The sequence below is a fragment of the Bacillus sp. EAC genome, assembly GCF_002156875.1.
In the GTDB taxonomy this organism is placed as follows: domain Bacteria; phylum Bacillota; class Bacilli; order Bacillales; family Bacillaceae_G; genus Gottfriedia.
In genome coordinates this window covers 201,212-225,402 of sequence record NZ_NCSY01000002.1, presented here as the reverse complement: position 1 = coordinate 225,402, position 24,191 = coordinate 201,212, and the positions used below count along the sequence as shown (strand labels likewise).

The window sequence follows — 24,191 nt, the reverse complement described above, 5'->3', positions numbered from 1 at the left end:
ATGACAGCTTATACACTTCCGGATCTAAAGGGACATTTTGGAATCTATGGTGGAAAATATATACCTGAAACACTTGTTCAAGCAATTACTGAGTTAGAGGAAGCTTATTTGAAAGTAAAGGATGATCCAACGTTTGAAATAGAAGTTGAACAATTATTAACAGATTATGTTGGTAGAGAAACTCCACTCTATTTTGCAGAGAATCTAACTAAATACGCCAAAGGTGCTCAAATATATTTGAAACGAGAAGATTTAAACCATACAGGAGCTCACAAGATTAATAACACAATTGGTCAGGCATTACTTGCTCTACGAATGGGAAAAAGAAAAATTGTGGCCGAAACAGGTGCAGGTCAGCATGGCGTAGCAACAGCAACTGTTTGTGCGCTGTTAAATCTAGAATGTGTCATTTTTATGGGAGCTGAAGATGTTAGAAGACAGGAGCTAAATGTATTCCGAATGGAGCTTCTTGGGGCGAAAGTAATTAGTGTGGAATCGGGGAGTGCGACTTTAAAAGATGCTGTCAATGAGGCGCTTCGCTATTGGGTTGCAAATGTAGACGATACACATTATTTATTAGGTTCAGTAATGGGACCACATCCATTCCCAATGATGGTTCGTGATTTTCAAAGTGTAATTGGAAAAGAGACGAAAAATCAATTTCTGAAAAGAAATAATAAATTACCAGATGCAATCGTTGCTTGTATCGGTGGTGGAAGTAATTCGATTGGGATGTTTTATCCATTTATTGAAGATAAAAATGTACAACTATTCGGAGTAGAGGCTGCGGGACATGGAATAAATACGGATAAACAAGCAGCTTCATTAACAAAAGGTTCTCCAGGCGTACTGCACGGGGCTTTAATGTATTTACTTCAAGATGAGCATGGTCAAATTCAAGAAGCACATTCAATTTCAGCTGGACTTGATTATCCAGGAGTCGGTCCAGAGCATTGCCACTTAAAAGATATTGGTAGAGTAAATTATGAATCAATTACTGATGAGGAAGCACTTGAAGCATTTCAATTATTGGCGAAATTGGAAGGGATTATCCCCGCTTTAGAAAGCGCTCATGCTGTGGCTTATGCGATTAAACAAGCAGCTTTAATGAAAGAAGATAAAACACTAGTCATCTGTTTATCTGGTAGAGGAGATAAAGATGTTCATACAGTTAGAGAAATATTGAAAGGGGAGAAATAGGATGAATCGAATTGAGGACCAGTTTTCAAAACGACTTTTAAATGGGGAGAAGTTATTTGTTCCTTATGTAATGGCGGGGGATGGTGGATTAGAAAAATTAGGTGGTCGATTAGCTTTACTTGAAAAGTTTGGAGCTTCTGCGATTGAAATTGGGATTCCTTTTTCAGACCCTGTGGCTGATGGGCCAGTTATTCAAAAAGCAGGAATTCGTGCGTTACAAGCAGGAACAACTTTAAGAGGTGTTATTGAAAAAATTCAGGAAGTTCGTAAGATGATCTCGGTTCCATTAGTGATGATGACTTATATGAATCCAATTTTAGCATATGGGATTGATGAGTTCGTTTCGGATATAGAAAAAGCTGGTGTAGATGGCTGTATAATACCTGACTTACCAATTGAAGAAGAAGGGATTATTTCATTTAAACTTGAACAAGCTGGAGTTGAATTAATTCGTTTAGTCACTATGGCTACACCAAAAGAAAGAATAAGCAAAATTGCAGAAAAGGGACGCGGGTTTTTATATACAGTTACAGTGAAAGGAATTACCGGTGCCCGAAATGAACTAGATGTGAGCTTATCTTCATTCTTAAAAGGCGTTAAAGAGATAAGTAATAAACCTGTTATTGCAGGTTTTGGTGTATCAAGTCCTGAACAAGTTAAAGAGTTATGCCAAGACAGTGATGGTGTCGTTGTAGGTAGTAAAATTGTCGACTTATTCCATGAGAATAAAATAAATGAAATAAAACAGTTAGTTGAATCCATTGTAATGAGCGAAGTTGCAAATTAATCACTAATCTACTATTTAAGGGTCTTCTTATTTGAAGACCCTTTTCTTTTTCATTCAAACGTTTGTTTAAAAGTTATCCGAGGACATATGTCCTTCACAAGGTCATATAGGTTAATGTTTAATGAATGAAGAAATCAAAATTTGAGGTGTATGAAAATGAAAGGAAGTCTATTTGCAATAGTAGGTGGAGCACTAATTACGCTACAAAGTGTGGCTAATTCTAGTATCAGCCAAGATATTGGAACGTGGCAAGCGGCGACGATCACTCAGTTTACTGGATTTATTTTGGCATTACTAATATTTGCAAGCATTCGAGATGGAAAAGTCGTTTCGTTAAAGAAAGTGAAACCATTGTACTTAATAAGTGGAGCTTTTGGTGCACCAATTATTTTTAGTAATGTTACTGCGATTCATAACAACGGTATTACACTTTCGATATCAGCTTTACTTGTTGCTCAGTTAAGTCTAACCTTTATTATTGATAGTAAAGGATGGTTTGGTGTTACTAAACTTAAAATGAATCCGTCACAATTCATTGGCTTCGGGATGATGATTGCTGGTGTTGTTATATTAGGGTATTAATTATAAGCCCTTTTCTAAAAAATTGTTGTTTCTTAAAGGATATTAAAATGTAAGATTACGAAAGAAGATAATTGGAACGGAAGGTGCGAGACTCCTGTGGAAGTAGCGGGAAGGTGAGACCCCACAGAGTGGTACGAACGAGGAGGCTCACCGCCTGCCCCACGGAAAGTGAGCATTGTGGAGTGTAAATAGACAAAACTATTAAAAAATAACAAGATTTATGAAAACAACTAAGCTAAAAGATTGTTGTTTCTTAAAGGATATTAAATGTACGATTACTAGAGAAAATGATTGGAACGGAAGGTGCGAGACTCCTGTGGGAATAGCGGGAAGGTGAGACCCCACAGAGAGGTACGATCGAGGAGGCTCAGCGCCTGCCCCACGGAAAGCGAGCATCCTGGAGTGTAGATTGACAAAACTCCTAATAAACTAGAAATAATTTTTACAGAAGCAGCCCAATTTTAAACAATAATAAAGCTAATATTGGAGGTGAACTTTAATCATGAAAGAAATGAGAGATCTAAAACAACTAGACTATTATTTAAAATACCATCAGATTGAATCGATATTTAACGAAAAGTTAAGAGAACATATGTCACTTTACAAATTTGAGCAAGGAGAACTGATTTGCAATCAAGGAGACTCTCCCAAGTATATGTATGTTTTAGTAAAAGGGAAATTAAAAATATATACAACTTCTGCAGAAGGTAAAACACTAATTTTATCCTTTAAGAAACCACTTGAATTGATAGGAGACATTGAATATATTCGAGGAACTGAGATTCTAAATACTGTTGAAGCTGTATCAACAGTTTATATGATCGGAATTGAACATCGCTGGTTAAAGAAATATGGAAGTGATCATCCTCCATTTCTTCAATTTATTCTTGAAATAATTACTGAAAAATTCTTTATAAAATCTAATTCTCTAAGCTTTAATTTGATGTATCCCGTAGAGGTACGTTTAGCTAGTTATCTTTTGTCCATTTCATATGATGATTCTGATTCATTTCTTAATGAACAATTGAGTACAGCAACTCTAAAAGACGCAGCGAATTTAATTGGAACAAGTTATCGTCATTTAAATCGGGTTATCCAACAATTTTGTAAAGAAGGGTTCATAGAACGGATTAATGGCTCTATTCTCATTAAAGACAGAGAGGGATTAAGCACATTAGCAAGTAATAATATTTATGAATAGACTGATTGTTTTTTTGAAAAGGTTTTGTAAAAGCAATTGTTCATTATGAAGATGATTGGAACAGAAGGTGCGAGACTCCTTGCGTGGAAATCTAGAAATTTACATGTTTTAAAAGCAACATAGTTACGAATCAGCCAAAAATAATGAAATGTTAGGAGGGGAATCATTATGATTCTTGGTTTACTATTATCGAGTATTGCAGGCGCACTTATTAGTTTGCAAAATATTTTTAACAGTAAAGTAAATGAAAAGTCTGGAAAATGGCTAACAACCTCTATCGTTTTGGGGATGGGTTTTTTAGCATCATTATTAGTTGGCTTTATTATAGAAGGAAAGTATTTATTTGAACTACACAATATGCAGCCTTGGTACTGGTTTAGCGGTGTAATCGGAGTAGGCGTTGTGGTGAGTTTAATGCAATCGGTTAAATCACTTGGCCCAACATATGCGATATCGATCGTTCTCACGTCACAGCTCATTTTTGCATTAGCGTGGGATTCATTAGGATTGTTAGGACTTGAAAAAGTTCCTTTTACACTTAAACAATTGATAGGTGTAAGTGTCATTATTGCAGGTATATTAGTTTTTAAATTAGGCAAAGGACAAGTAAAGCGAGTGAAACAAGTAGATATTATACAGCCAAAGTTTTAGAGAGTAACCAATTAGGATAAGCCTAAATTATTTAATGATAATCAATTTTTATTAAAAGCTGAGGTGGATCCTCGGCTTTTTCCATTCTTAATCCCCTAAAAATAATGATGAAAAAAATTACCTGTTGACTATCTATTTAATTCAGTCTATAGTCAAGAATGAAAATGATTATCATTTCTACTTAAGGGGAAATTTCAACAATGAGGCAAACGCTAATTAAAATCGTTATTCCTATCATTTTAACTTTAATACTGATGCCAACTAAAATTTTCGCGGCAAGTCCTGAAGAAGATTTAACTCATGCAAATTCATTTATTGAAAGCGCTATACAAGCTGCACAGAAAGGGGATTTTACATCTGCTGAGCAGCAATATAAAAACTTCAATAAAGAGTGGTTAGCTAAAGAAGATGGAATAAAAAATAAGTCGATTGAAGCTTATGGCAAAATTGAAGAAGCAATGGGGATGGTACAATACTCATTAGCTCAAAAAACAATTAATCAAAATACATTAGTTACTTCTTTAAAAGAATTAGAAGGAGTAAATGAAAAATTTATCGCACATCAATTCGCTGAATCTAAACTAAGCACTAAGAGTAAGGGTAGCGTGGAAGATTTAATACAGATTTTAAACAATGCATTATCAGACTTGAAAGATAATGATGTATCTGGAGCTCAGTCTCAAATTAATCAATTTAGAAAATCTTGGATCAGCATAGAAGGGGTAGTATTAACACAGTCCCAAAAGGTTTACACTGATGCTGAAAGAGATATGGTTACTTCATACGCCATGTTATCAGCTAAATCACCAGACGTTAAAGCAGCTACAAAAACGATAACGGATATGCGTGATTATCTTTTACCATTAGCTGCTAAAACTAGTTATACAATGCTAGATGCAGTCACTATTTTATTAAGAGAAGGATTAGAAGCATTATTAGTTGTAGTTGCACTATTAGGTTTTATAAAAAAATCTGGTCAAGAAAAGAAAAGTAAGTGGATTTGGTTTGGTGTAGGAGCTGGATTAGGTTTAAGTATTATACTAGGTGTAATTGTAAACTTACTATTCTCAACAGGTGCATTTGGAAGTAATAATTTCTTAATTGCCGGTTGGACTGGGGTATTTGCAGCGGTTATGTTGCTTTATATGAGCTACTGGCTTCACAGTAAATCAAATTTAAAACAATGGCAATCGTATATTCAAACCAAGAGTGATAAAGCATTAAATACAGGTAGCTTACTATCTTTAGCAATTCTTTCATTTTTAGCAGTATTTCGTGAAGGAACTGAAACTGTTCTATTCTTTATTGGAATGGCATCGTCAATCAAATTATCAAGTTTATTAACTGGAATCGCATTAGGTGTAGGTATATTAGCTTTAGTAAGTTTCTTAATTTTAAAAGTTGGTTTAAAAGTGCCAATGAGACCATTTTTCCTTATATCAAGTATTCTAATGTTCTATTTATGCTTTAAGTTTGCTGGTATGGGAATTCATGGTTTACAACTATCTGGTTTACTGCCAGCTACACATGCGCCAATTCCTACTATTGATTTCTTTGCAATTTACTCAACTTGGGAGAGCTTTATCCCACAAGTGATCTTATTACTAATTGCATTTACTAGCGTTATTTATAATAGAATTTCAAATAAAAAAAATAAAATGAATATAAAAAATTCGGGGGAAAATAAAAATGTTATCTAATAAAAAATTAGTTGCAACAATGGCTTTAGCATTATCATTAACTTTATCTGCATGTGGAACAAAAGAAGACAAAGCAATTAAAAATGGTTCAGATGATATGATTAAAACAATTACAGAATTAAAAACTCAAGTTGCTGATAACGATGAAGCAAAAGCAAAAGAAAGCGGCGAAGCACTTGAAGGATCTTGGGAGAAATTCGAAGACTCTGTAAAAGATAAAGACGCTGACCTGTATGAAAAAGTTGAAGGACCTCTTCATATTATTGAAGCTGGAGTAAAAGTATCTCCTCTTGATGCAGATACGCTTAACCAAGCAGCAGATGATTTAACTGACGTTTTAAATGAAGTGAAAGATTTAAAATAATAGGGCTCTTTTCTAAAAGATTATTGTTTTTAAAAGGTTTATTAAAAGCATGAAATTGAAAAGAAGTTGATTGGAATGGAAGGTGCGAGACTCCTATGGGAGTAGCGGGACAGATGAGACCCCGCAGGCGAAATGCCGAGGAGGCTCATCGCACGCCCCATGGAAAGCGAGTATCCTGGAGTGGAAATCAACAAAGATCCTTCTTAAATAACAATTAAAATAAGACCTCTCAAATTTTTGAGAGGTTTTAAAAATACTTTACGTAAACTAGTCTAAATACTTGATATTCGTATATGTATTAATTAAGATGAAATAGTCATTAAATTAAATAATTGAATAGTACTAGGGGTGCCGTAAATGGTCGGCTGAGATTAAGACACAAATGTCTTTAACCCTTTAACCTGATCTGGATAATGCCAGCGTAGGAAAGTGAGCGATTGAGTACATACATTTTTTGTATTCATAACATTGATTTGTTCGAGCACAAGTCCCTATGGGATTTGTGCTTTTTTTGTTGGCTAGTTCCGGCTTCAGGTCCCCCAAAGGTCATAAGCCAAGTCCCATAGAAAGTTAAAAACAACTTCTATTGTTCTTTGTCTTATGGTTGTCGGGGCTGTACAGTCGCTGCCACATTTATGATTAAAATCAAGTCACATCTTCTATCTGTTTGGTATTAATGTCTATTCATATATAGGGGGAAGAAACGTGAAAAAAGTATTAACGATTGCAGGCTCTGATTCTAGTGGAGGAGCTGGTATTCAAGCGGATTTAAAAACATTTTCAGCACATGGTGTATTTGGGATGAGCGTGATTACAGCGGTCACAGCACAGAATACGCAAGGGGTATTTGCTGTTCAAGATATAACTCCAGAATTGATTGCTAGTCAGTTGGATGCCATTTTTACTGATATTGAAGTAGACGCGGTAAAAATTGGAATGGTATCACAAATCGATACGATTAAAACAATAGCAGATAAATTAAAGCAATATAAACCAAAGCAAGTTGTTTTAGACCCTGTCATGATTTCAAAAAGCGGTTTTGATTTATTAAGTCCAAATGCGAAAGAGGCTTTAATTCAAGATTTAATACCGTTAGCGACTTTGATTACGCCTAATCTTCCAGAGGCTGAGGTGATTACTGGAAGAAAAATAACGACAATTGAAGAAATGAAAGATGCCGCAATTCAAATCCACTCTTTAGGAGCACAAGCTGTTCTTGTAAAAGGCGGTCATCTTGAAAATGATGCAACTGATATTTGCTTTAATGGAGAAGAGTTTACAAGTTTTAACGGGGTAAGAATTAACACCACAAATACACATGGCACAGGTTGCACATTATCATCTGCTATCGCATCGAATTTAGCGAAGGATATAGAATTAATTGCTGCGATTAATGAAGCGAAGGATTATATTACACTTGCAATTCAACATTCTTTTTCAATCGGTAAAGGCGTAGGTCCGGTCCATCATTTTTACTCATTATATGAAAAAGCAGGTATACATCATGTCTAATCAATCTGGACAATTAACAAAATGGAATTTTTCAACACTTTGGTTCGGAGCAGCAGTTTCCGTTGCAGAAATAATGACAGGTGCGCTTATTGCACCGCTAGGGTTTAAAAAGGGATTAACTGCAATATTACTAGGACATTTAATGGGAACTCTACTACTAGTTTTTGGTGGAGTAATAGGTTCAAAGGAACGCTTAACGGCTATGGAATCAACAAAGATTTCTTTTGGTAGTTATGGTAGTTACCTATTTTCAATTCTAAATGTACTACAGCTACTTGGTTGGACGGCCATTATGATTTTAACCGGAGCTCGCTCGATTAATTTAGTAACGACGAATGACTATCACTTTAATCAACCAGCGGTATGGTGTATCTTCATTGGAGTGTTGATTTGTATCTGGTTGTACTATGGACAAAATGCGATGAAAAAATTAAATAGTGTGGCTGTTATCTTACTTTTCGCGCTAACAATTATTTTGTGTTATGTCATTTTTAGAAATAATGATCTTCTATTGAAACCAAGCACTTCAGGTTTATCGTTCGGTGCTGCTGTTGAGCTATCTGTAATTATGCCATTATCGTGGTTACCTTTAATTAGTGACTATACTCGCTTTGCTAAAACAACACGAGATGGCGCGATTGGTAGTTTCCTAGGTTACATGATAGGTAGTTCATGGATGTATATTATAGGGCTAGGTGCGGCACTTGCATTTAATGAATTTGACCCAGTCGCTGTATTAATGAGTGCAAATTTAGGCTTATTTGCATTAGGGATTGTTGTTTTAGCAACTGTTACGACAACTTTTATGGATGCGTACTCAGCTGGGATTTCAATTACTACGATCCTTCCTACATTAAATGGAAAAAAAGTAGCTATTATACTCACGATTATTGGAACACTTCTAGCCATCGTTTTTCCAATAGAAAAATATGAAGGCTTCTTATATACAATTGGTTCATTTTTTGCGCCATTATACGCTATTTTATTAACGGATTATTTCCTTTTAAAACGAACAAAAATAAGGGAAACATTAAAACTAGATTGGTTGGCTATTATCACTTGGGTAGCGGGAATATTTATCTATCGCCAATTTGTAAAGTTTGATAGTTTTCTAGGTGCCACTGTACCAAGTATGATTGTAATTTGTTTTATGTATATTGTTCTTCAATTTTTAGTTAATAAACTTACGAAAAAACAATTAGGGGGAAATAAACATGTCAATTATTAAAGAAATTAGTCAACTACTTGAAAGTGTAAAAGTAAAGAAACCTTTAGTTCATCATATTACAAATTACGTGACTGTTAATGATTGTGCGAATATGGTTCTTGCATTAGGGGGATCACCAGTGATGGCTGATGATCTAGCTGAAGTAGAAGAAATGGTTGGCTTTGCATCAGCTTTAGTAATTAATATTGGTACGCTAAATGAAAGAACAATTCAATCAATGATAACAGCAGGGAAAAAGGCAAACCAATTAGGTATTCCTGTCATTTTGGATCCGGTTGGTGTAGGAGCTACAACACTTCGTACAGAAACAACTACAAAACTTTTAAAAGAGGTTCGTTTTGCTGTAGTGAGAGGAAATATGTCAGAAATTAAGCTTATATCTGGATTAAATGTTCAGATCAAAGGTGTTGATTCAGTTGCTGACGAAGAAAATGGGGTTGAAATCGCTAAATCACTTTCTGCAAAGTTAGGTGCTGTTGTTGCGATTACTGGAGCAGTGGATATCGTTGCCGAACAAGAAAAAGTATGCATGATTTCAAATGGAGATAAATTGTTAGCAGATGTGACGGGGACAGGGTGTATGAGCACATCACTTATCGGAACTTACGCTGGTGTAACAAATGATTATTTCCAGGCTGCTATTGCAGGAATTACAACAATGGGCTTAAGTGGCGAATTAGCAAAGAAACGATTAACAGAAGAACAGGCAATTGGTACGTTTAGAGTGAATTTATTTGATGAAGTATCAAAGATTTCAGTCAGCACATTACTTGATGGAGGGAAAATGGAATGGGTATAACAACAAGTCAAGTTGATTACAAGTTATATCTAGTAACTGATCGAGAAGTATTAGGAACTAGAGACCTTATTAACTCTATTGAAGAAGCGATTAAAGGTGGAACAACAATCGTTCAACTTAGAGAGAAAAATTGCAGTAGTCTTGAATTTTATAAACTTGCAATTCAAGTAAAGGAAGTTACGACAAAATATAATATTCCCCTTGTCATCAATGACAGACTTGATATTGCTCTAGCAATTGAGGCTGATGGACTCCATATTGGACAAGAGGATTTGCCTATAACGGTTGCAAGAAAACTAGTTGGTAAAAATATGTTTATAGGCGTATCTGCAACTACTCTAGAGGAAGCTCTTATCGCACAAGAACAAGGTGCTGACTACGTAGGAATTGGATCAATGTATCCAACAAGTACGAAGCTTGATGCAAAATATGTCACAATAGATGAACTAAAACAAATTCGTGAAGCTATTTCAATTCCGATTGTTGGAATAGGTGGCATTAGTGAAGAAAATGTAGCGGAACTAATGTCAACAAAAATTGATGGTGTTGCAATAGTCTCTGCAATTTTAGGGAAAGAAAATATTAAAACGGCAACAGAAAATATAATGAATAGTATTAATAAATAAAAAAATAAAAACTACCTTATAAATTTAAGGTAGTTTTTATTTTTTTTGACTCTTCTATATTTTGATGCGGATTTCTCAATAATCAAATTGACCACAAATTTGAAGTTTCGAATTAGTTAACTTTTAAACCCGCTTTATATCTTTATGAAATTGCATAACCTATTTGTTACTGAACAATAGCCTATGTAGGAATCAATATGTAATTAAAAGCTGATATAACAGCTTTTTTTTATGCATTCAGTTAGACTAAACATTTATCTTTAGGGTACATTTGCACTATTTGGACAAACATACAAATTCGTAAAAATAGGCTTTAACCTAAGTACGAGATTAATATATTCGAATAACAATAATATAAAGAATCGGACAAGTAGTTGTCAGATGCTTAAAATTGTTCAAAAGAGGGTGAATTAATGAGTTTTGATATTTTTGTGAGTAGTCTTGTGTTTCTTATGACAATGGCAGTCATATTTTGGAGACCTAGAGGTTTGAATGAAGCATGGCCAGCAGCGATAGGCGCAGGGATTATTTTATTAACAGGAATTGTATCAGGAAGTAATCTTGTTGATATTATTCATAAAATTGGTGGAGCATCCATTACAATTATCGCGACGATTGTCATGGCTGTTATTTTAGAAAGCTTTGGTTTTTTCCACTGGTCAGCTGCAAGACTTGCAAGTTTAGCGAAGGGTTCGGGTCATCGTTTGTATTGGTATATCCAATTATTATGTTTTTTGATGACACTATTATTTAATAACGATGGAAGTATCTTGATCACTACTCCGATTTTAATTTTACTGCTTAGAAATCTACGTCTTAAACCCCATCAACAAATACCTTATCTATTGAGTGGTGCACTAATCGCAACAGCTTCCAGTGCTCCTATTGGTGTAAGTAATATCGTTAACTTAATCGCTTTAAAAATTGTTCATATGACGCTTTATATGCATACTGCGATGATGTTCGTGCCTGCGACATTAGGTTTACTATTTATGTCATGGTTAATGTACATGGTTGTAAAGAATAAGTTACCGAAAACATTACCAGTTTCAACAGATGATATTGAAGAATCTTTCTTTACGAAAAATTTCCATCCATTAAAGACTAAAATTTCAGTTGAAACAAAACAAAAACGAACTAGATTTATGTTAAAAGTATTATCATTCGTATTCATCATGCGATGTTTACTATTTGTTGCATCTTTTCTTTCCATTCCAATTGAACTGGTTGCGGTGCTTGGATCTCTCGTCTTACTAGTATGGAGATGGTACCATTTACGCACAAACCCAGTCGATATTTTGAAAAAGACACCTTGGCACATTCTTATTTTTGCGTTTTCTATGTATGTCATAATCTACGGACTTCATAATGCAGGACTTACTGCATTTCTAGTAGAATTCTTCAACCCAATCGTAAATCAAGGGCTACTCCAAGCAAGCTTTATCATGGGCGGATTAGTATCGATACTGTCCAACTTATTTAATAATCATCCTGCATTAATGGTTGGAACAATTACGTTAACAGAAATGGGACTTGACCCAATCACTTTGAAAACAATCTATCTTGCGAATATTATAGGTAGCGATATAGGTTCATTGTTATTGCCTATTGGTACTCTAGCATCTCTTATTTGGATGCACATATTAAAACAAAATAAGATTAAAGTAAAATGGAAGGATTATTTAAAAGTGTCACTAATAGTCATCCCATTAACAACCATTGTTACATTATTTCTATTATTCTATTGGGTACAGTTAATTTTCGCCTAATAAGACAATTTGAATTTACCTCTAGGAGGAGATGTTAGTGAATGATGTTCAATCATTACTTGGAAAACAAGTTTTTGTACAATTATCTGGAGATAAAGATTTTGAAGGAATTCTTACAGATTCTGGAAAGGACGTTCTAGTAGTATACAATGGCTTAAAGTTTTATTATATCCCATGGATTCATATCCATAGGGTTAGTCTTAGTAACAACTTCAGAGAAAAGATAGACGATCCAATTGAACCTTCAATTGCAGAAGATATCGGTATGATCTCATATCGAAAAATATTAACAAATGCAAAAGGAATTTTTACAGAAATTTATGTTACAGGGAATATAACTTTTCATGGATATATTACAAATGTCTTAAGTGACTATATCGTTTTTTATTCACCAGTTTTTAAAATGATGTATATATCACTATCACATTTAAAATGGCTTACACCATATAACCACAACGCTAATCCCTACACCTTAGATAATGAAAGTTTACCTTTTCATCCATCTAACATTCCTCTATTACGTTCGTTTGATGCCCAATTAAAGAAAGAAGAGGGAAAACTGGTTGTATTTGACGGTGGGATTGATCCAATGAAAATTGGGTTAATTAAGAAGGTAGAAAACAATCTTATAGAATTAACAGCTGCGAATGGAGAAATTGCATATTTGAGGCTTAATCACATTAAATCTTTTCATTTACCTTAGTTAGTGAAACCTCCGGGAAAGTTTGAAGTTTTTTACAAATTTGAGTATTAAAATAGGAGGGAGAATACAACGACAGAATAAGAAAGCATAGGAGTAGAAAAGAGCTTGTCCAATTTGGACAAGCTCTTTTCTACTCCTATAGACTACTTTATTAAATAAATTATATATTTCTTATATCGTATTTCACTTCTTTTCCATTACTGCAAAGTAATTTCCTTCATTATCTGCAAAGTTGAATACTTTACCAGATGGCATCGTTACAAGTTCTCCCACGTTGATCTGTTTATCCGTAAGACCTTTATATAATCCATCAAGATCCTTAGCAAAAAACATTAATGAAGGTGTACTAAGATTTAGTTCCGGCTGCATTTTTGCAATTAGTTCTTTATTGTGAAGTACAATGCTCGTTTGCGCATCATTTGTTGGAGCAATTTCAATCCATCTAAACCCCTCGTTGTTATGTTCAGAAACTACGTTAAAGCCCACTTTTTCTGTCCAAAATTTCACTGCCTCATCTTGGTTGTTTACATACAACATAACCTGACCCAGTATATTAATCATTTGTTTTCTCCGTTTCTATTAAAGATATCAATTCTTATTTGATTTTCCATTAGATAATTTTTGCCTGCTTTTTGGTTTTTGAAACCTGCTTTTTCAAATAATATCTTCAACTGCTTCATTAGTTGTACATGTAAACAAAGGGAAGTATTACTAACATACAGCTTTAAAAACATACTATAAATAAAGAAGGTGCTTGGAACGAAAGATGCGAGACTCCTGTGGGAATAGCGGGACAGATGAGACCTCACAGTGGTCGAAAAGGTAGGCATGCTAATACCACGACGTCCTGGAGTGGAAATCGACGAACTACATTTTAATAATGATATTTTGAAATGTATCACATAAGTTTTGCTTATTGGTACACATAAAGAATCAATATTATTCTATAAATCATTTTAACGATAAGATTGAATTAAATAGTTTATGTTGGGGTGAGTGATGTGAAGGCGATTGTTGTAACAGAGTTCGGTAAACCCGAAGTTCTAAAATATGTAGATTTAGAGATACCTACTATTAGTGCAAAACAAGTATTAATTAAAGTAGTGAAAGCTAGTGTGAACTTTGCAGATGTAAAGTCTAGGTACGGAAAAAAAGGTGAAGGGCAATTTCCATTTATTCCTGGACTCGATTGCGCTGGTACTATAGAAGCAGTCGGATCTGAAGTTAAGCATTTAAAGATTGGTCAAAGAGTGGCAGCTTTTCCTATAGGTGGTTCATATGCGGAATATGTAGTAGCAAATGCAAATCTAACATATGCCTTACCTGAAGCAGTTAATTTTGATAATGCTGCAGCTTGTCTAACTGTATCTTTTCTTTCGTATAAACTTTTAGCGGATTTAGCAAGAATTGAACAAGGCGAAACGGTCCTTATACATTCGGCGGCAGGTGGAGTAGGAACAACAGCTATTCAAATGGCAAAGATATTAGGTGCAAGTAAAATAATTGGAACAGTGGGAAGTGAACTAAAAAAATCTTTTGCCTTAGATGCTGGAGCAGATCATGTAATTTGTTATGAAAGCGAAAACTTTGCTGAAAAGGTAAACCAAATTACAGATGGTAAAGGGGTAAATATAATATTGGACTCAGTTGCTGGTAAAATTTCTGAGCAAAGCATGAATTGTTTAGCACATTATGGTAGATTAGTTCATTTTGGAAATTCTAGCGGAGAAAAAGGCAATTTTAAAACTAGTGAATTACATTCAAGTTGTCGCTCAATTCTTGGGTTTAGCCTAGGGACAACTAGAAAGGAACGTCCTGAAATTTTAAATGAAACAGCAAAACATGTCTTTCGATTACTAGAAGAGCGACTTCTTACAATTAAAATAGGTCACCAGTTTCCAATAGAAGAGGTAGCTAATGCACATAGATTAATAGAAAGTAGACGAAGTACAGGGAAGATTTTATTAGATGTAATTAGATAAAGAAATAAGGATAAAAGCATAACTTCGAACAAGAAGTTATGCTTTTTTATTTTGTTTTTGGTTAACGATCTGTATCAAATATCAGGATATTGTCGAAAAGAGTCGAAAATAGGGTTTTTTTGAAAAGAGGTAAACGGCAGAAAATATCGAATATTATTAATTGTAAGACTATGTTATTTTTTAATATAAAAATGAAACCACTCCACTGATAATTCTTACAGTTGGAGACATTCTTACGTTTCTTAAGACGTACCTTAATATTAGAAGGAGAGTGACTAACACATGGATTTTTTATTATCTAAAGAACAGCAAATGATTCAAGAAATGGTACGAGATTTCGCAGCGAAAGAAATTGAGCCTTTTGCAGAGGAACTTGATCGTGATAGCAGATTTCCAATTGAAACTTTCAAAAAAATGGGTGAATTAGGTTTATTAGGTATTCCATTCCCTGAAGAGTACGGCGGTAGTGGCGGCGATACTATTAGTTATGCATTAGCTGTAGAAGAAATCGGGCGCGCATGTGGTGGTACTGGTTTAAGTTTTGCTGCAACATGTTCACTAGGTGCTTCTCCAATTTACTATTTTGGTACAGAAGAACAAAAGAAAAAGTACTTAGTTCCAATGGCAGAAGGTAAAACACTTGGCGCTTTTGGTTTAACAGAACCTAATGCAGGATCGGATGCAGGTGGAACGCAAACAAAAGCTGTTTTAGAAGGCGATGAGTATGTGATTACAGGAGAAAAGTGCTGGATTACAAATGCGGGGTATGCAAATACAATTATTGTTACAGCTTATACTTCAATTGATGCAAATGGAAAGAAAAATATATGCGCATTTATCGTACCTACGGATTCTGAAGGATTAACAATTACAGATCCTTATGACAAAATGGGCGTTCGTGCTTCAAATACAACTCAAATTGTCTTAAATGAGGTAAGAGTTCCAAAAGAAAATATCTTAGGTAATCCAGATAAAGGATTTGGCCAATTTTTATATACATTAGATGGTGGACGTATTTCAATTGCAGCTCTTGCAGTTGGTATTGCTCAAAAAGCGTTTGATAAAGCATTGGCTTATGCGAAAGAACGTAAACAATTCAAACAACCTCTTTCAAGTTTCCAAGCAATTCAGTTTAAATTAGCTGATATGGCGATGGGAATTGAACTAGCTCGAAATATGGTACACAAAGCTGCATGGTTAAAAGATAATGGAAAACCTTTTACGAAAGAAGCGGCGTTCGCAAAGTTATACGCTTCTGAAATCGCTTCCAAAATTGCGAATGAATCATTACAAATCCATGGTGGATATGGCTACATGAAGGAATATGGAATTGAACGATTAGTTCGTGATGCGAAGTTGCTTGAAATTGGTGAAGGAACATCTGAAATTCAACGTATGGTAATCGCACGTCAATTAGGATGCCGATAAGGAGCGAGAATATGATTAAGATACTTATTGCAAACCGTGGGGAAATCGCATGTCGAATTATCCAAACTTGTAAAAAGCTTCGTTATCAAACTGTTTCAGTCTATTCAGATGCTGACAAGGAAAGTTTGCACGTTAAGTTAAGTGACGAAGCATTCCCTCTTAAAGGGAATCATACAAAGGATACTTATTTAAATGGTGATTTAATTATTCAAATTGCAAAAGAGAATAATGTAACAGCAATTCATCCGGGGTACGGCTTCCTATCCGAAAATAGCGATTTTGCTAAAAAGTGTAAAGAAGCAGGAATTTTATTTGTTGGGCCGAAGCCTGAACATTTAGAAATGATGGGCGAAAAAATTAGAGCAAGACAAATCATGGAAGAATTAAATATTCCTGTTATTAAAGGTAATTCACACCCAATTCAATCAGTTGAGGAAGCAAAAGAAATTGCTTCTCAAATTGGCTATCCTGTTATGTTGAAAGCCTCAAGTGGCGGTGGCGGAATAGGAATGAAATTAATAGAAGATGAACAGCAACTTGAGAAAGAATTTTTAACAACACAAACAAGAGCTCTACAATTTTTTGCAAATGATGATGTGTTTATTGAAAAAGCAATTTTAAAACCAAGACATATTGAAGCACAAATTGCTGCTGATTCTCTTGGAAACGTTGTGTTCTTATTTGAAAGGGACTGCTCGATTCAAAGAAGAAATCAAAAAGTAGTTGAAGAGGCACCATCACCTTTCCTATCCGAAAGAGGCCGAAAAAAGCTTGAAGACTATTCACTTACAATTGCAAATAAAATGAAATATGTAAATGTAGGTACAATCGAATTTTTAGTTGATGAAAACGAGAATATTTACTTCTTAGAAATGAACACGAGGTTACAAGTTGAACATGGAGTAACTGAAGGAATTACAGGTATTGACTTAGTAGAATGGCAATTCCGTATTACATTTGGTGAAATCCTTCCAATTCGTCCGCATCATGTAGAGATGAAAGGACATTCCATTGAAGTAAGAGTCTATGCGGAAGACCCTAAAACATTCTTCCCATCTCCTGGAACAGTTCAACACTGTAATTTCCCTGAAGTAGATGGTGTGCGAGTAGATACACATCTATATGATGGTTGGGTGGTATCACCATTTTATGACCCACTTCTAGCAAAAGTAATCGTAACAGCAAATTCTAGAAAAGAAGCAGTTCATAAACTGCATACATATCTTTCAAACGTACAGATCGAAGGAATTAAAACGAATGTACCGTTTCTGATTGATATTCTTTCAACGAATTCATTCCAAGAAGGCAACTACGCAACTAATTTTATTAATGAATATCAAAAAGTGAAGTGAGGATTATATAATGGAAAATTTAACTGCAATGATGGCTGGTAGCGTTTGGAAATTATTAGTTTCTGTAGGGGACGAGATTAGTATTGATCATGAATATGTAATCTTAGAATCTATGAAAATGGAAATTCCACATGCAACTCCATATAAATGTAAGGTTGTAAATGTATTCGTCCAAGAAGGCGATTTCGTCAATGAAGGCGATACATTAATCCAAGTTGAAAAACTAGGTTAGGAGCAAACATAATGAAGCTACCTCGATCAGTCGTTTTAAGAGAAGTCGGTCCACGTGATGGGTTACAAAATGAAAAACAGTTTGTTTCAACTGAAAAGAAGCTAGAATGGATTGAATTATTAGTTGAAAGTGGTCTTTCTTATATCGAAGTTTCTTCTTTTGTAAGGCCAGACTGGATTCCTCAATTAAGTGACTCCGTAGATCTGTTTTCAAAACTTAAGAAAAAAGATGGGGTTACTTATGCAGCTCTTGTACCAAATAAAAGAGGGTTAATAAGTGCGTTTGAGGGAAATGCAGATGAAATTAATTTCTTTTTGTCTGCTAGTGAAACGCATAATATGAAAAATAAAAATGCGAATATCGAACATTCTATGAACGATATTCGCAGTATGATAACAGAATGTAAGAATCAAAAAAAATCAACGAGAGCTTATATTTCAACTGTGTTTGGTTGTCCTTATGAAGGAAATGTTGATTCTATGAAAGTAATAAAGATGGCTAATGAATTAATCGAATGTGGTGTAGATGAAATCTCTTTTGGTGATACGATTGGAATTGCTACTCCATTACAAGTAAATGATTTCTTAGAAAACCTAGTACGAGAAGTCCCTGTCGATCAGATTGCTATGCATTTTCATGATACATACGGGCGTGCAGTAGCAAACCTTTATACTTCTCTCTTATTTGGAATTGAGCGATTTGATTCATCAAATGGTGGATTAGGTGGTTGCCCGTATGCTCCTGGAGCAAGTGGAAACGTAGCAACTGAAGATGTAGTATCTTTATTACACCGTTTAGATATTTCAACTGGTGTGGATGAAAAGAAACTCCATAACGCTACCTCATTTATAGCTGAACAAATGAATTTAACACCTGTTAGTAAATTATTTTCCGTATGGAATGGTTCGAAGGAGAGTATTTAAATGGAATCATCTTTACTAGTGAATGATATCGGTCATATTCGAATTTTTACTCTAAATCGAACAAAGCAAGCAAATTCATTATCGCGCGAGTTACTAGATGCTCTTCATAATGAAATGGATGAATTGAAGAAAACTTCGTCTGTTCGAGTTGTTTTATTTACTGGTAGTGGCTCATCTTATTTCTGTAGTGGTGCAGATTTAAAAGAAAGAAGAGGCATGACAGAGAGTGAAGCTCGAGATACAGTAGAAAAAATTGGTACACTATTTGAGAAAATTGAAAGATTACCAATGCCTACTATTGCAGCAATAAATGGAGTTGCACTAGGTGGTGGCCTTGAACTTGCCTTAGCATGTGATTTACGAATAGCCCATAACGAAGCATTAGTCGGTTTGCCAGAAACTTCGTTGGCGATTATTCCAGGCGCTGGTGGTACTCAAAGACTTCCGCGCTTAATTGGTATTGGAAAAGCGAAGGAATTAATTTTTACAGCGAAAAGACTAAATGCGCTTGAAGCGCATGAATATGGAATTTTAGAACGAGTTGTTGAAATAGAAGATTTACAAGATAAAGCACTTGAAATTTGTGAGACGATAGCAAGTAAAGGACCTCTAGCTATACGTGCAGCAAAAAAAGCAATTCAACGAGGTTTCGATCTTCCACTAGACTTAGGGCTTAGATTAGAGACGTATGAATATGAAACATTACTACATACAACTGATCGTATGGAGGGTTTAATTGCTTTTCAAGAAAAACGTAAACCGCAATATAAAGGAGAGTAAACGTAATGCAAAACGAAGCAACTTACCAAGCTCGAAAAGACCAAATACTTTCTGGTGGGAAAGAAAAATATCACGAAAGCAATGCGAAAATTGGAAAACTCTTTGCTAGAGAGCGAATCAATCAGCTTTTAGATAAAGATAGTTTTGTAGAGGATGGTTTTTTTGCCAACTGTATGAATGACGAGTTTCCAGCAGATGGAATTGTTACAGGTATTGGTAAAATTAATGGTCGTACTGTTTGTGTTATGGCAAATGATTCTACTGTAAAAGCAGGATCATGGGGTGAAAAAACGGTAGAGAAAATTATTCGTATCCAAGAAACATGTTTAAAGATGCTTTGTCCTCTCATATATTTAGTGGACTCTGCTGGTGCACGTATTACTGATCAAGTTTTTATGTTCCCAGGTAGACGTGGGGCAGGTCGTATCTTCCATAACCAAATCAAGTTATCAGGGCAAGTTCCTCAAGTATGTTTATTATTTGGTCCATCTGCGGCAGGTGGAGCTTATATTCCTGCATTTTGTGATGCAGTGTTTATGGTTGAAGGTAACTCTTCAATGTACCTAGGATCTCCTCGTATGGCTGAAATGGTAATTGGTGAAAAAGTAACACTCGAGGAAATGGGTGGAGCTAGAATGCACTGCTCAGTTTCTGGATGTGGAGATGTTCTATGTGAATCTGAAGAAGAAGCGATTGCTAAACTGAAAGATTATTTATCTTATTTACCTACAAATTTTAAACAGCAATCTCCTGTTGTTGAGGCTAAAAATCCTCTGCAAAAAGAGAAGTCATTGGCAGAAATTATCCCTAGCAATCAAAATGTACCATTTTCAATTTATGAATTTATTGATCGAGTAGTCGATGAAGATTCGTTCTTTGAAATTAAAAAGCTATTTGCACCTGAGCTAGTAACTGGTTTTGCTAGAATAGATGGTCATAGCGTTGGAATTGTCGCTAACCAACCTAAGGTAAAAGGTGGCGTATTATTCCATGATTCTGCGGATAAAGCAGCAAAATTTATTAATTTATGTGATGCCTACCATATTCCTTTATTATTCTTGATGGATGTACCAGGGTTTATGATTGGTACAAAAGTAGAGCGAGCAGGAATTATCCGTCATGGTGCAAAAATGCTTTATTCTATGAGTAACGCAACTGTACCAAAAATTTCAGTTATCGTTCGTAAAGCATACGGAGCAGGTTTATACGCAATGGCTGGCCCTGCATTTGAGACAGATTGTGTGATTGCATTCCCATCTGCCCAAATTGCTGTAATGGGCCCAGAAGCAGCAGTAAACGCAGTATATGCAAATAAAATTGCAAGCTTACCAAAAGAAGAGCAAGCTGCATTTATCCAAGAGAAACGTAAAGAATACTCTGAGGATATCGATATTTATCGTTTAGCATCGGAACTAGTAGTAGATGTTGTTATTCAACCAGAAGAGCTACGATCTGAGTTAATTAAGCGGTTTGCTTACTACTCAGAATCATATGAAACGCCAAGTACGAAAAAACATGGTGTATATCCAGTATAAACATTAGCAGCCCTAGAGATAGGGCTGTTTTTTCTTGAATTAGAAAAATGGCCAATTATAAATATATTAGTTAAAATAAATTGAATAAATACAGAACACTAGTTCCTATCAAATGTATTAAATGGTATAATTTACTAATAATAAGGAGGGGGAAAAATGAACCAAATCGACTTAGTTTTATTAAACTTTGAAGAAATAAGACGCAGAAGTATTAAAGTTTGGGACTCGATACCTAATAATATGTTAGATTGGAAACCTGATGATGAAGCCATGTCATGTGCAGAGATGATTAGACATGTGTTAGAAAGTGAATATATTTATCTTCAAATGCTAAAGTGTAGGGGAAGTATCTCGAATCCTGAAAACCCGTATAGTCTAAGAGATTTTACAACTGTTCATGAGGATTTGGAGCAATCAATACCATTTCGAAATGAATTTATTAGCTATATAAAGTCAATTGAAGAAGACGACCTTGATAATGTGAAAATAGACCGTTCTGATGTAGGCTATATTCGATCACTTGGAGATATGTTGTTAAGAATAGCGTATCATGAGTCAATACATACTGGACAATTACTAGATTATATGAGGACTATGAAAGTAGAACGCCCGACTATTTGGGATTAATTAATAATTGAAATTTTTTTACATTGCTTCAGTATTTGGAGCAATGTTTTTTAGTCCTAAAAAATAAATCCTATGACTTAAACAAACGTTTGATTAAAGCATTTATTTATCGAAAAAGATATATTTATTCAGATGATAACATTAAGAAGACATTATTTTCATTAGTAAATTATAATAATAATGTAAGCAACGTTGTTGAAAACTAGTGAAAAAGGGGGCATAGCCGAATGAATAAATTAGATTTAAAACTCAAAGAATGGCGTAAACATGACCTACTGGATGATGAATCTGTAAATCGAATACTAGAATACGAGAACCATAAAGGTAAAACTGAGAAGCAATCATTTTTAGGGAATATCGTTCCATTTTTAATTGCTTTACTTGTAGCGTTTGCCATACTTGCACTTGTTGGTAGTAACTGGAACGAATATAGTCAAACTGTGAGATTAATCATTATTTTTGTTACGTTGATTTTCTTCCATGCTGCTTCATTTGTCAGTTATCAAAAGGGGAAAGAGTTGTTCGGACATTGTTTAAGTTTTATAAATATCATCGGTTATGCAGCTGCATTTATACTAATTGTACAAATGTACCAATTTACAAGTAAAAGTCCAATCTTTCTCATCACCTGGTCAATGTTAGCTTTTTTTTACTTCTATTTTTTAAAACACGATATGTTTTATTATCTATTTTTGGGAATAGGATTTTTTAGTCTATACTATAGTGCAGAAACCGAAATGACATATGTTTTTCTACTTCAGATTCCATTATTACTATGTTCGGTTTACTTCTTAAAGAATTGTAAAAACAGCTGGAATGCAAGCTTTAATTATACATTTCTGGGATACTTAATTGTCATATTTTTTGAGACCATAACAGATCGTCAATTTATTACTCCTATTATTCTTGTGTTGTTTCTGTTTTGGTATTTAAATGAGCGAGGCATTATTGAGTACAAATTATTACCATTTTTTACCCCATTCATATGGATAACTACCTTTATCACCACGATGGTTGGTGAATCATATGGTGTAATCCGTGAGATGCAAGATGAATTTTCATATGGCATTTTTAAGCCAATCGCAGTTCCATTATTTAATGTAATGATTGCAATTTTACTTATATTAGCAGTTCAAATCATTTATCAAAAATGGAAAACTGCTAAACATATTAAAAGTTATCTTTGGATTTTCATGTTCATTTTCTTACTTCCTATTTTAGGAGTTCAAAATGATTTAGCTAATATAATTGCGGATATTCTACTATTATTTGCCTACTCATGTATCCGATTATTCCAAGGAGTCTCTCGCCAAGAAAAATCAGGTATCATAGTTGGATTTATTACATTCTTAGCTCTTGTTATCGGTATATATATAGGAATATCGATTTCATTTATTAGTAAATCAATTATTTTCATTATACTTGCGCTTATTCTATATTGCGTGTTTGTTCAATCGAAAAAAGCAAGAGGTGTGGATGATGAAAAATAAGAAAAAATTGTTTTTCCTATCTCTTGTACAATTTATTCTACTTTTGTCGTTACTCGGCAGTATAATGTATTTTAAGCAAACAGCTAAACCATTTAAAATCGAATCGATGAGTATTGATCCTGTAGAGCCATTATTCGGTCATTATGCACAATTATCATATGAGTTTGATCATATAACAGATAAAGCCTGGAAGGGAAAATCGCGTCCAAAAGAAAATCAGACTGTCTTTATAGTTTTAAAAAAAGGCAGTAATGAACTATATAAATTTGATTACGCAACAGATACTCGACCAAAGCATTCTAAATATATTAAAGCAGAGATAAGGTATATTTATAATTACAAAGAAGACGGTTCAGTAGAACTGGTTATTAAACATAATCTGGAGCAATTCTATATTCCTGAAAAGCAAATGGATAAATTTAATCAGCCAAATCAACATTATATCGTTACACTTCTACAAAAAAATGATAGAACAATAGTGAAATCACTTAAGACTTTGAAATAATAGTAAACTACAAGCGTCGCATCAAGGACTAGTAAGATACTGCGCTATTTTTTTTTCTTATTTATAGTGGCTTATTTCTAAAGAATTGTAGATTTTTAAAGGGTTTTTAAAACAAGCTGTGAATAAAGAAGCGGATTGTGGATATTATTAATTTCGCTACTAAACATGAAAAGCACAGAAGTTCAATGTATTAATTACTAACTAGAAAAAGCTCA

General features: G+C 34.4%; 24 protein-coding genes and 1 riboswitch. Of the genes, 23 read left to right on the top strand and 1 reads right to left on the bottom strand.

What is annotated here, in order from left to right; all coding sequences use genetic code 11:
• The 13 genes from trpB (at position 1) to B7R65_RS04210 (ending at position 13,122) form a co-directional block, all read left to right on the top strand.
• Positions 1-1,200 carry a tryptophan synthase subunit beta gene (gene trpB / locus B7R65_RS04270; RefSeq protein WP_088041511.1) on the top strand — a complete coding sequence of 400 codons (1,200 nt, stop codon included), beginning with the start codon at positions 1-3 and terminating at the stop codon, positions 1,198-1,200.
• Position 1,201: 1 nt separating this feature from the next.
• A complete protein-coding gene (gene trpA / locus B7R65_RS04265) occupies positions 1,202-1,987 on the top strand; it encodes a tryptophan synthase subunit alpha (RefSeq protein WP_088041510.1) in 786 nt (261 codons plus the stop codon).
• Positions 1,988-2,143: 156 nt separating this feature from the next.
• A complete protein-coding gene (locus tag B7R65_RS04260; protein WP_088041509.1) occupies positions 2,144-2,569 on the top strand; it encodes a DMT family transporter in 426 nt (141 codons plus the stop codon).
• Between the two features lie 502 nt (positions 2,570-3,071).
• Positions 3,072-3,770, top strand: a complete 699-nt coding sequence (locus B7R65_RS04255; protein WP_088041508.1) for a Crp/Fnr family transcriptional regulator — start codon at positions 3,072-3,074, stop codon at positions 3,768-3,770.
• Positions 3,771-3,938: 168 nt separating this feature from the next.
• Positions 3,939-4,421 (top strand): DMT family transporter, encoded by a 483-nt coding sequence (locus tag B7R65_RS04250; RefSeq protein ID WP_088041507.1) that lies wholly within the window; start codon positions 3,939-3,941, stop codon positions 4,419-4,421.
• Between the two features lie 200 nt (positions 4,422-4,621).
• Entirely contained in the window at positions 4,622-6,121 is a 1,500-nt protein-coding gene (locus B7R65_RS04245; RefSeq protein WP_088041506.1) for an FTR1 family iron permease, read from the top strand.
• Entirely contained in the window at positions 6,111-6,485 is a 375-nt protein-coding gene (locus tag B7R65_RS04240) for a hypothetical protein (protein ID WP_088041505.1), read from the top strand. The genes B7R65_RS04245 and B7R65_RS04240 overlap by 11 nt, the downstream gene beginning before the upstream one ends.
• Before the next feature lie 334 nt (positions 6,486-6,819).
• A riboswitch (TPP riboswitch) is annotated at positions 6,820-6,930 on the top strand.
• A 260-nt stretch (positions 6,931-7,190) separates the two neighbouring features.
• Positions 7,191-7,997 carry a bifunctional hydroxymethylpyrimidine kinase/phosphomethylpyrimidine kinase gene (thiD, locus tag B7R65_RS04235; protein ID WP_088041504.1) on the top strand — a complete coding sequence of 269 codons (807 nt, stop codon included), beginning with the start codon at positions 7,191-7,193 and terminating at the stop codon, positions 7,995-7,997.
• Complete coding sequence (cytX, locus tag B7R65_RS04230) at positions 7,969-9,225, top strand: putative hydroxymethylpyrimidine transporter CytX (RefSeq protein WP_218780391.1); 1,257 nt, start codon at positions 7,969-7,971, stop codon at positions 9,223-9,225. Before thiD ends, cytX begins: the two co-directional genes overlap by 29 nt.
• Complete coding sequence (gene thiM / locus B7R65_RS04225; protein ID WP_088041502.1) at positions 9,212-10,024, top strand: hydroxyethylthiazole kinase; 813 nt, start codon at positions 9,212-9,214, stop codon at positions 10,022-10,024. Before cytX ends, thiM begins: the two co-directional genes overlap by 14 nt.
• A complete protein-coding gene (thiE, locus tag B7R65_RS04220; RefSeq protein WP_088041501.1) occupies positions 10,015-10,650 on the top strand; it encodes a thiamine phosphate synthase in 636 nt (211 codons plus the stop codon). Before thiM ends, thiE begins: the two co-directional genes overlap by 10 nt.
• Positions 10,651-11,063: 413 nt before the next feature.
• Positions 11,064-12,419 carry an arsenic transporter gene (locus B7R65_RS04215; RefSeq protein ID WP_088041500.1) on the top strand — a complete coding sequence of 452 codons (1,356 nt, stop codon included), beginning with the start codon at positions 11,064-11,066 and terminating at the stop codon, positions 12,417-12,419.
• A gap of 31 nt (positions 12,420-12,450) precedes the next feature.
• Positions 12,451-13,122 (top strand): DUF2642 domain-containing protein, encoded by a 672-nt coding sequence (locus B7R65_RS04210; RefSeq protein WP_256941152.1) that lies wholly within the window; start codon positions 12,451-12,453, stop codon positions 13,120-13,122.
• 183 nt (positions 13,123-13,305) lie between these two features.
• On the opposite strand, the gene B7R65_RS04205 is transcribed toward B7R65_RS04210, so the two are convergent.
• Entirely contained in the window at positions 13,306-13,683 is a 378-nt protein-coding gene (locus B7R65_RS04205) for a VOC family protein (RefSeq protein WP_088041498.1), read from the bottom strand.
• Between the two features lie 440 nt (positions 13,684-14,123).
• On the opposite strand from B7R65_RS04205, the gene B7R65_RS04195 reads away from it, so the two are divergent.
• From B7R65_RS04195 to B7R65_RS04150, 10 genes are all read left to right on the top strand, one after another.
• On the top strand, positions 14,124-15,104 hold the full coding sequence (locus B7R65_RS04195; protein ID WP_088041496.1) for a quinone oxidoreductase family protein: 981 nt from the start codon (positions 14,124-14,126) through the stop codon (positions 15,102-15,104).
• Positions 15,105-15,386: 282 nt separating this feature from the next.
• On the top strand, positions 15,387-16,532 hold the full coding sequence (locus B7R65_RS04190; protein ID WP_088041495.1) for an acyl-CoA dehydrogenase family protein: 1,146 nt from the start codon (positions 15,387-15,389) through the stop codon (positions 16,530-16,532).
• An 11-nt stretch (positions 16,533-16,543) separates the two neighbouring features.
• Positions 16,544-17,884, top strand: coding sequence for an acetyl-CoA carboxylase biotin carboxylase subunit (locus B7R65_RS04185; RefSeq protein WP_088041494.1), 1,341 nt, complete (start codon positions 16,544-16,546; stop codon positions 17,882-17,884).
• Between the two features lie 10 nt (positions 17,885-17,894).
• Positions 17,895-18,116, top strand: a complete 222-nt coding sequence (locus B7R65_RS04180) for a biotin/lipoyl-containing protein (protein ID WP_088041493.1) — start codon at positions 17,895-17,897, stop codon at positions 18,114-18,116.
• Positions 18,117-18,127: 11 nt separating this feature from the next.
• Complete coding sequence (locus B7R65_RS04175; RefSeq protein ID WP_088041492.1) at positions 18,128-19,039, top strand: hydroxymethylglutaryl-CoA lyase; 912 nt, start codon at positions 18,128-18,130, stop codon at positions 19,037-19,039.
• On the top strand, positions 19,040-19,819 hold the full coding sequence (locus B7R65_RS04170) for an enoyl-CoA hydratase-related protein (RefSeq protein WP_088041491.1): 780 nt from the start codon (positions 19,040-19,042) through the stop codon (positions 19,817-19,819). It abuts the gene before it with no gap.
• Positions 19,820-19,824: 5 nt separating this feature from the next.
• The gene (locus B7R65_RS04165; protein WP_088041490.1) at positions 19,825-21,354 is read left to right on the top strand and encodes an acyl-CoA carboxylase subunit beta; all 1,530 of its coding nucleotides are present in this window, start codon (positions 19,825-19,827) and stop codon (positions 21,352-21,354) included.
• Positions 21,355-21,510: 156 nt separating this feature from the next.
• On the top strand, positions 21,511-21,981 hold the full coding sequence (locus tag B7R65_RS04160; protein ID WP_088041489.1) for a DinB family protein: 471 nt from the start codon (positions 21,511-21,513) through the stop codon (positions 21,979-21,981).
• A 227-nt stretch (positions 21,982-22,208) separates the two neighbouring features.
• The gene (locus B7R65_RS04155) at positions 22,209-23,471 is read left to right on the top strand and encodes a DUF2157 domain-containing protein (RefSeq protein WP_088041488.1); all 1,263 of its coding nucleotides are present in this window, start codon (positions 22,209-22,211) and stop codon (positions 23,469-23,471) included.
• A complete protein-coding gene (locus tag B7R65_RS04150; protein WP_179194762.1) occupies positions 23,461-23,976 on the top strand; it encodes a GDYXXLXY domain-containing protein in 516 nt (171 codons plus the stop codon). Before B7R65_RS04155 ends, B7R65_RS04150 begins: the two co-directional genes overlap by 11 nt.
• Positions 23,977-24,191 lie beyond the last annotated feature (215 nt).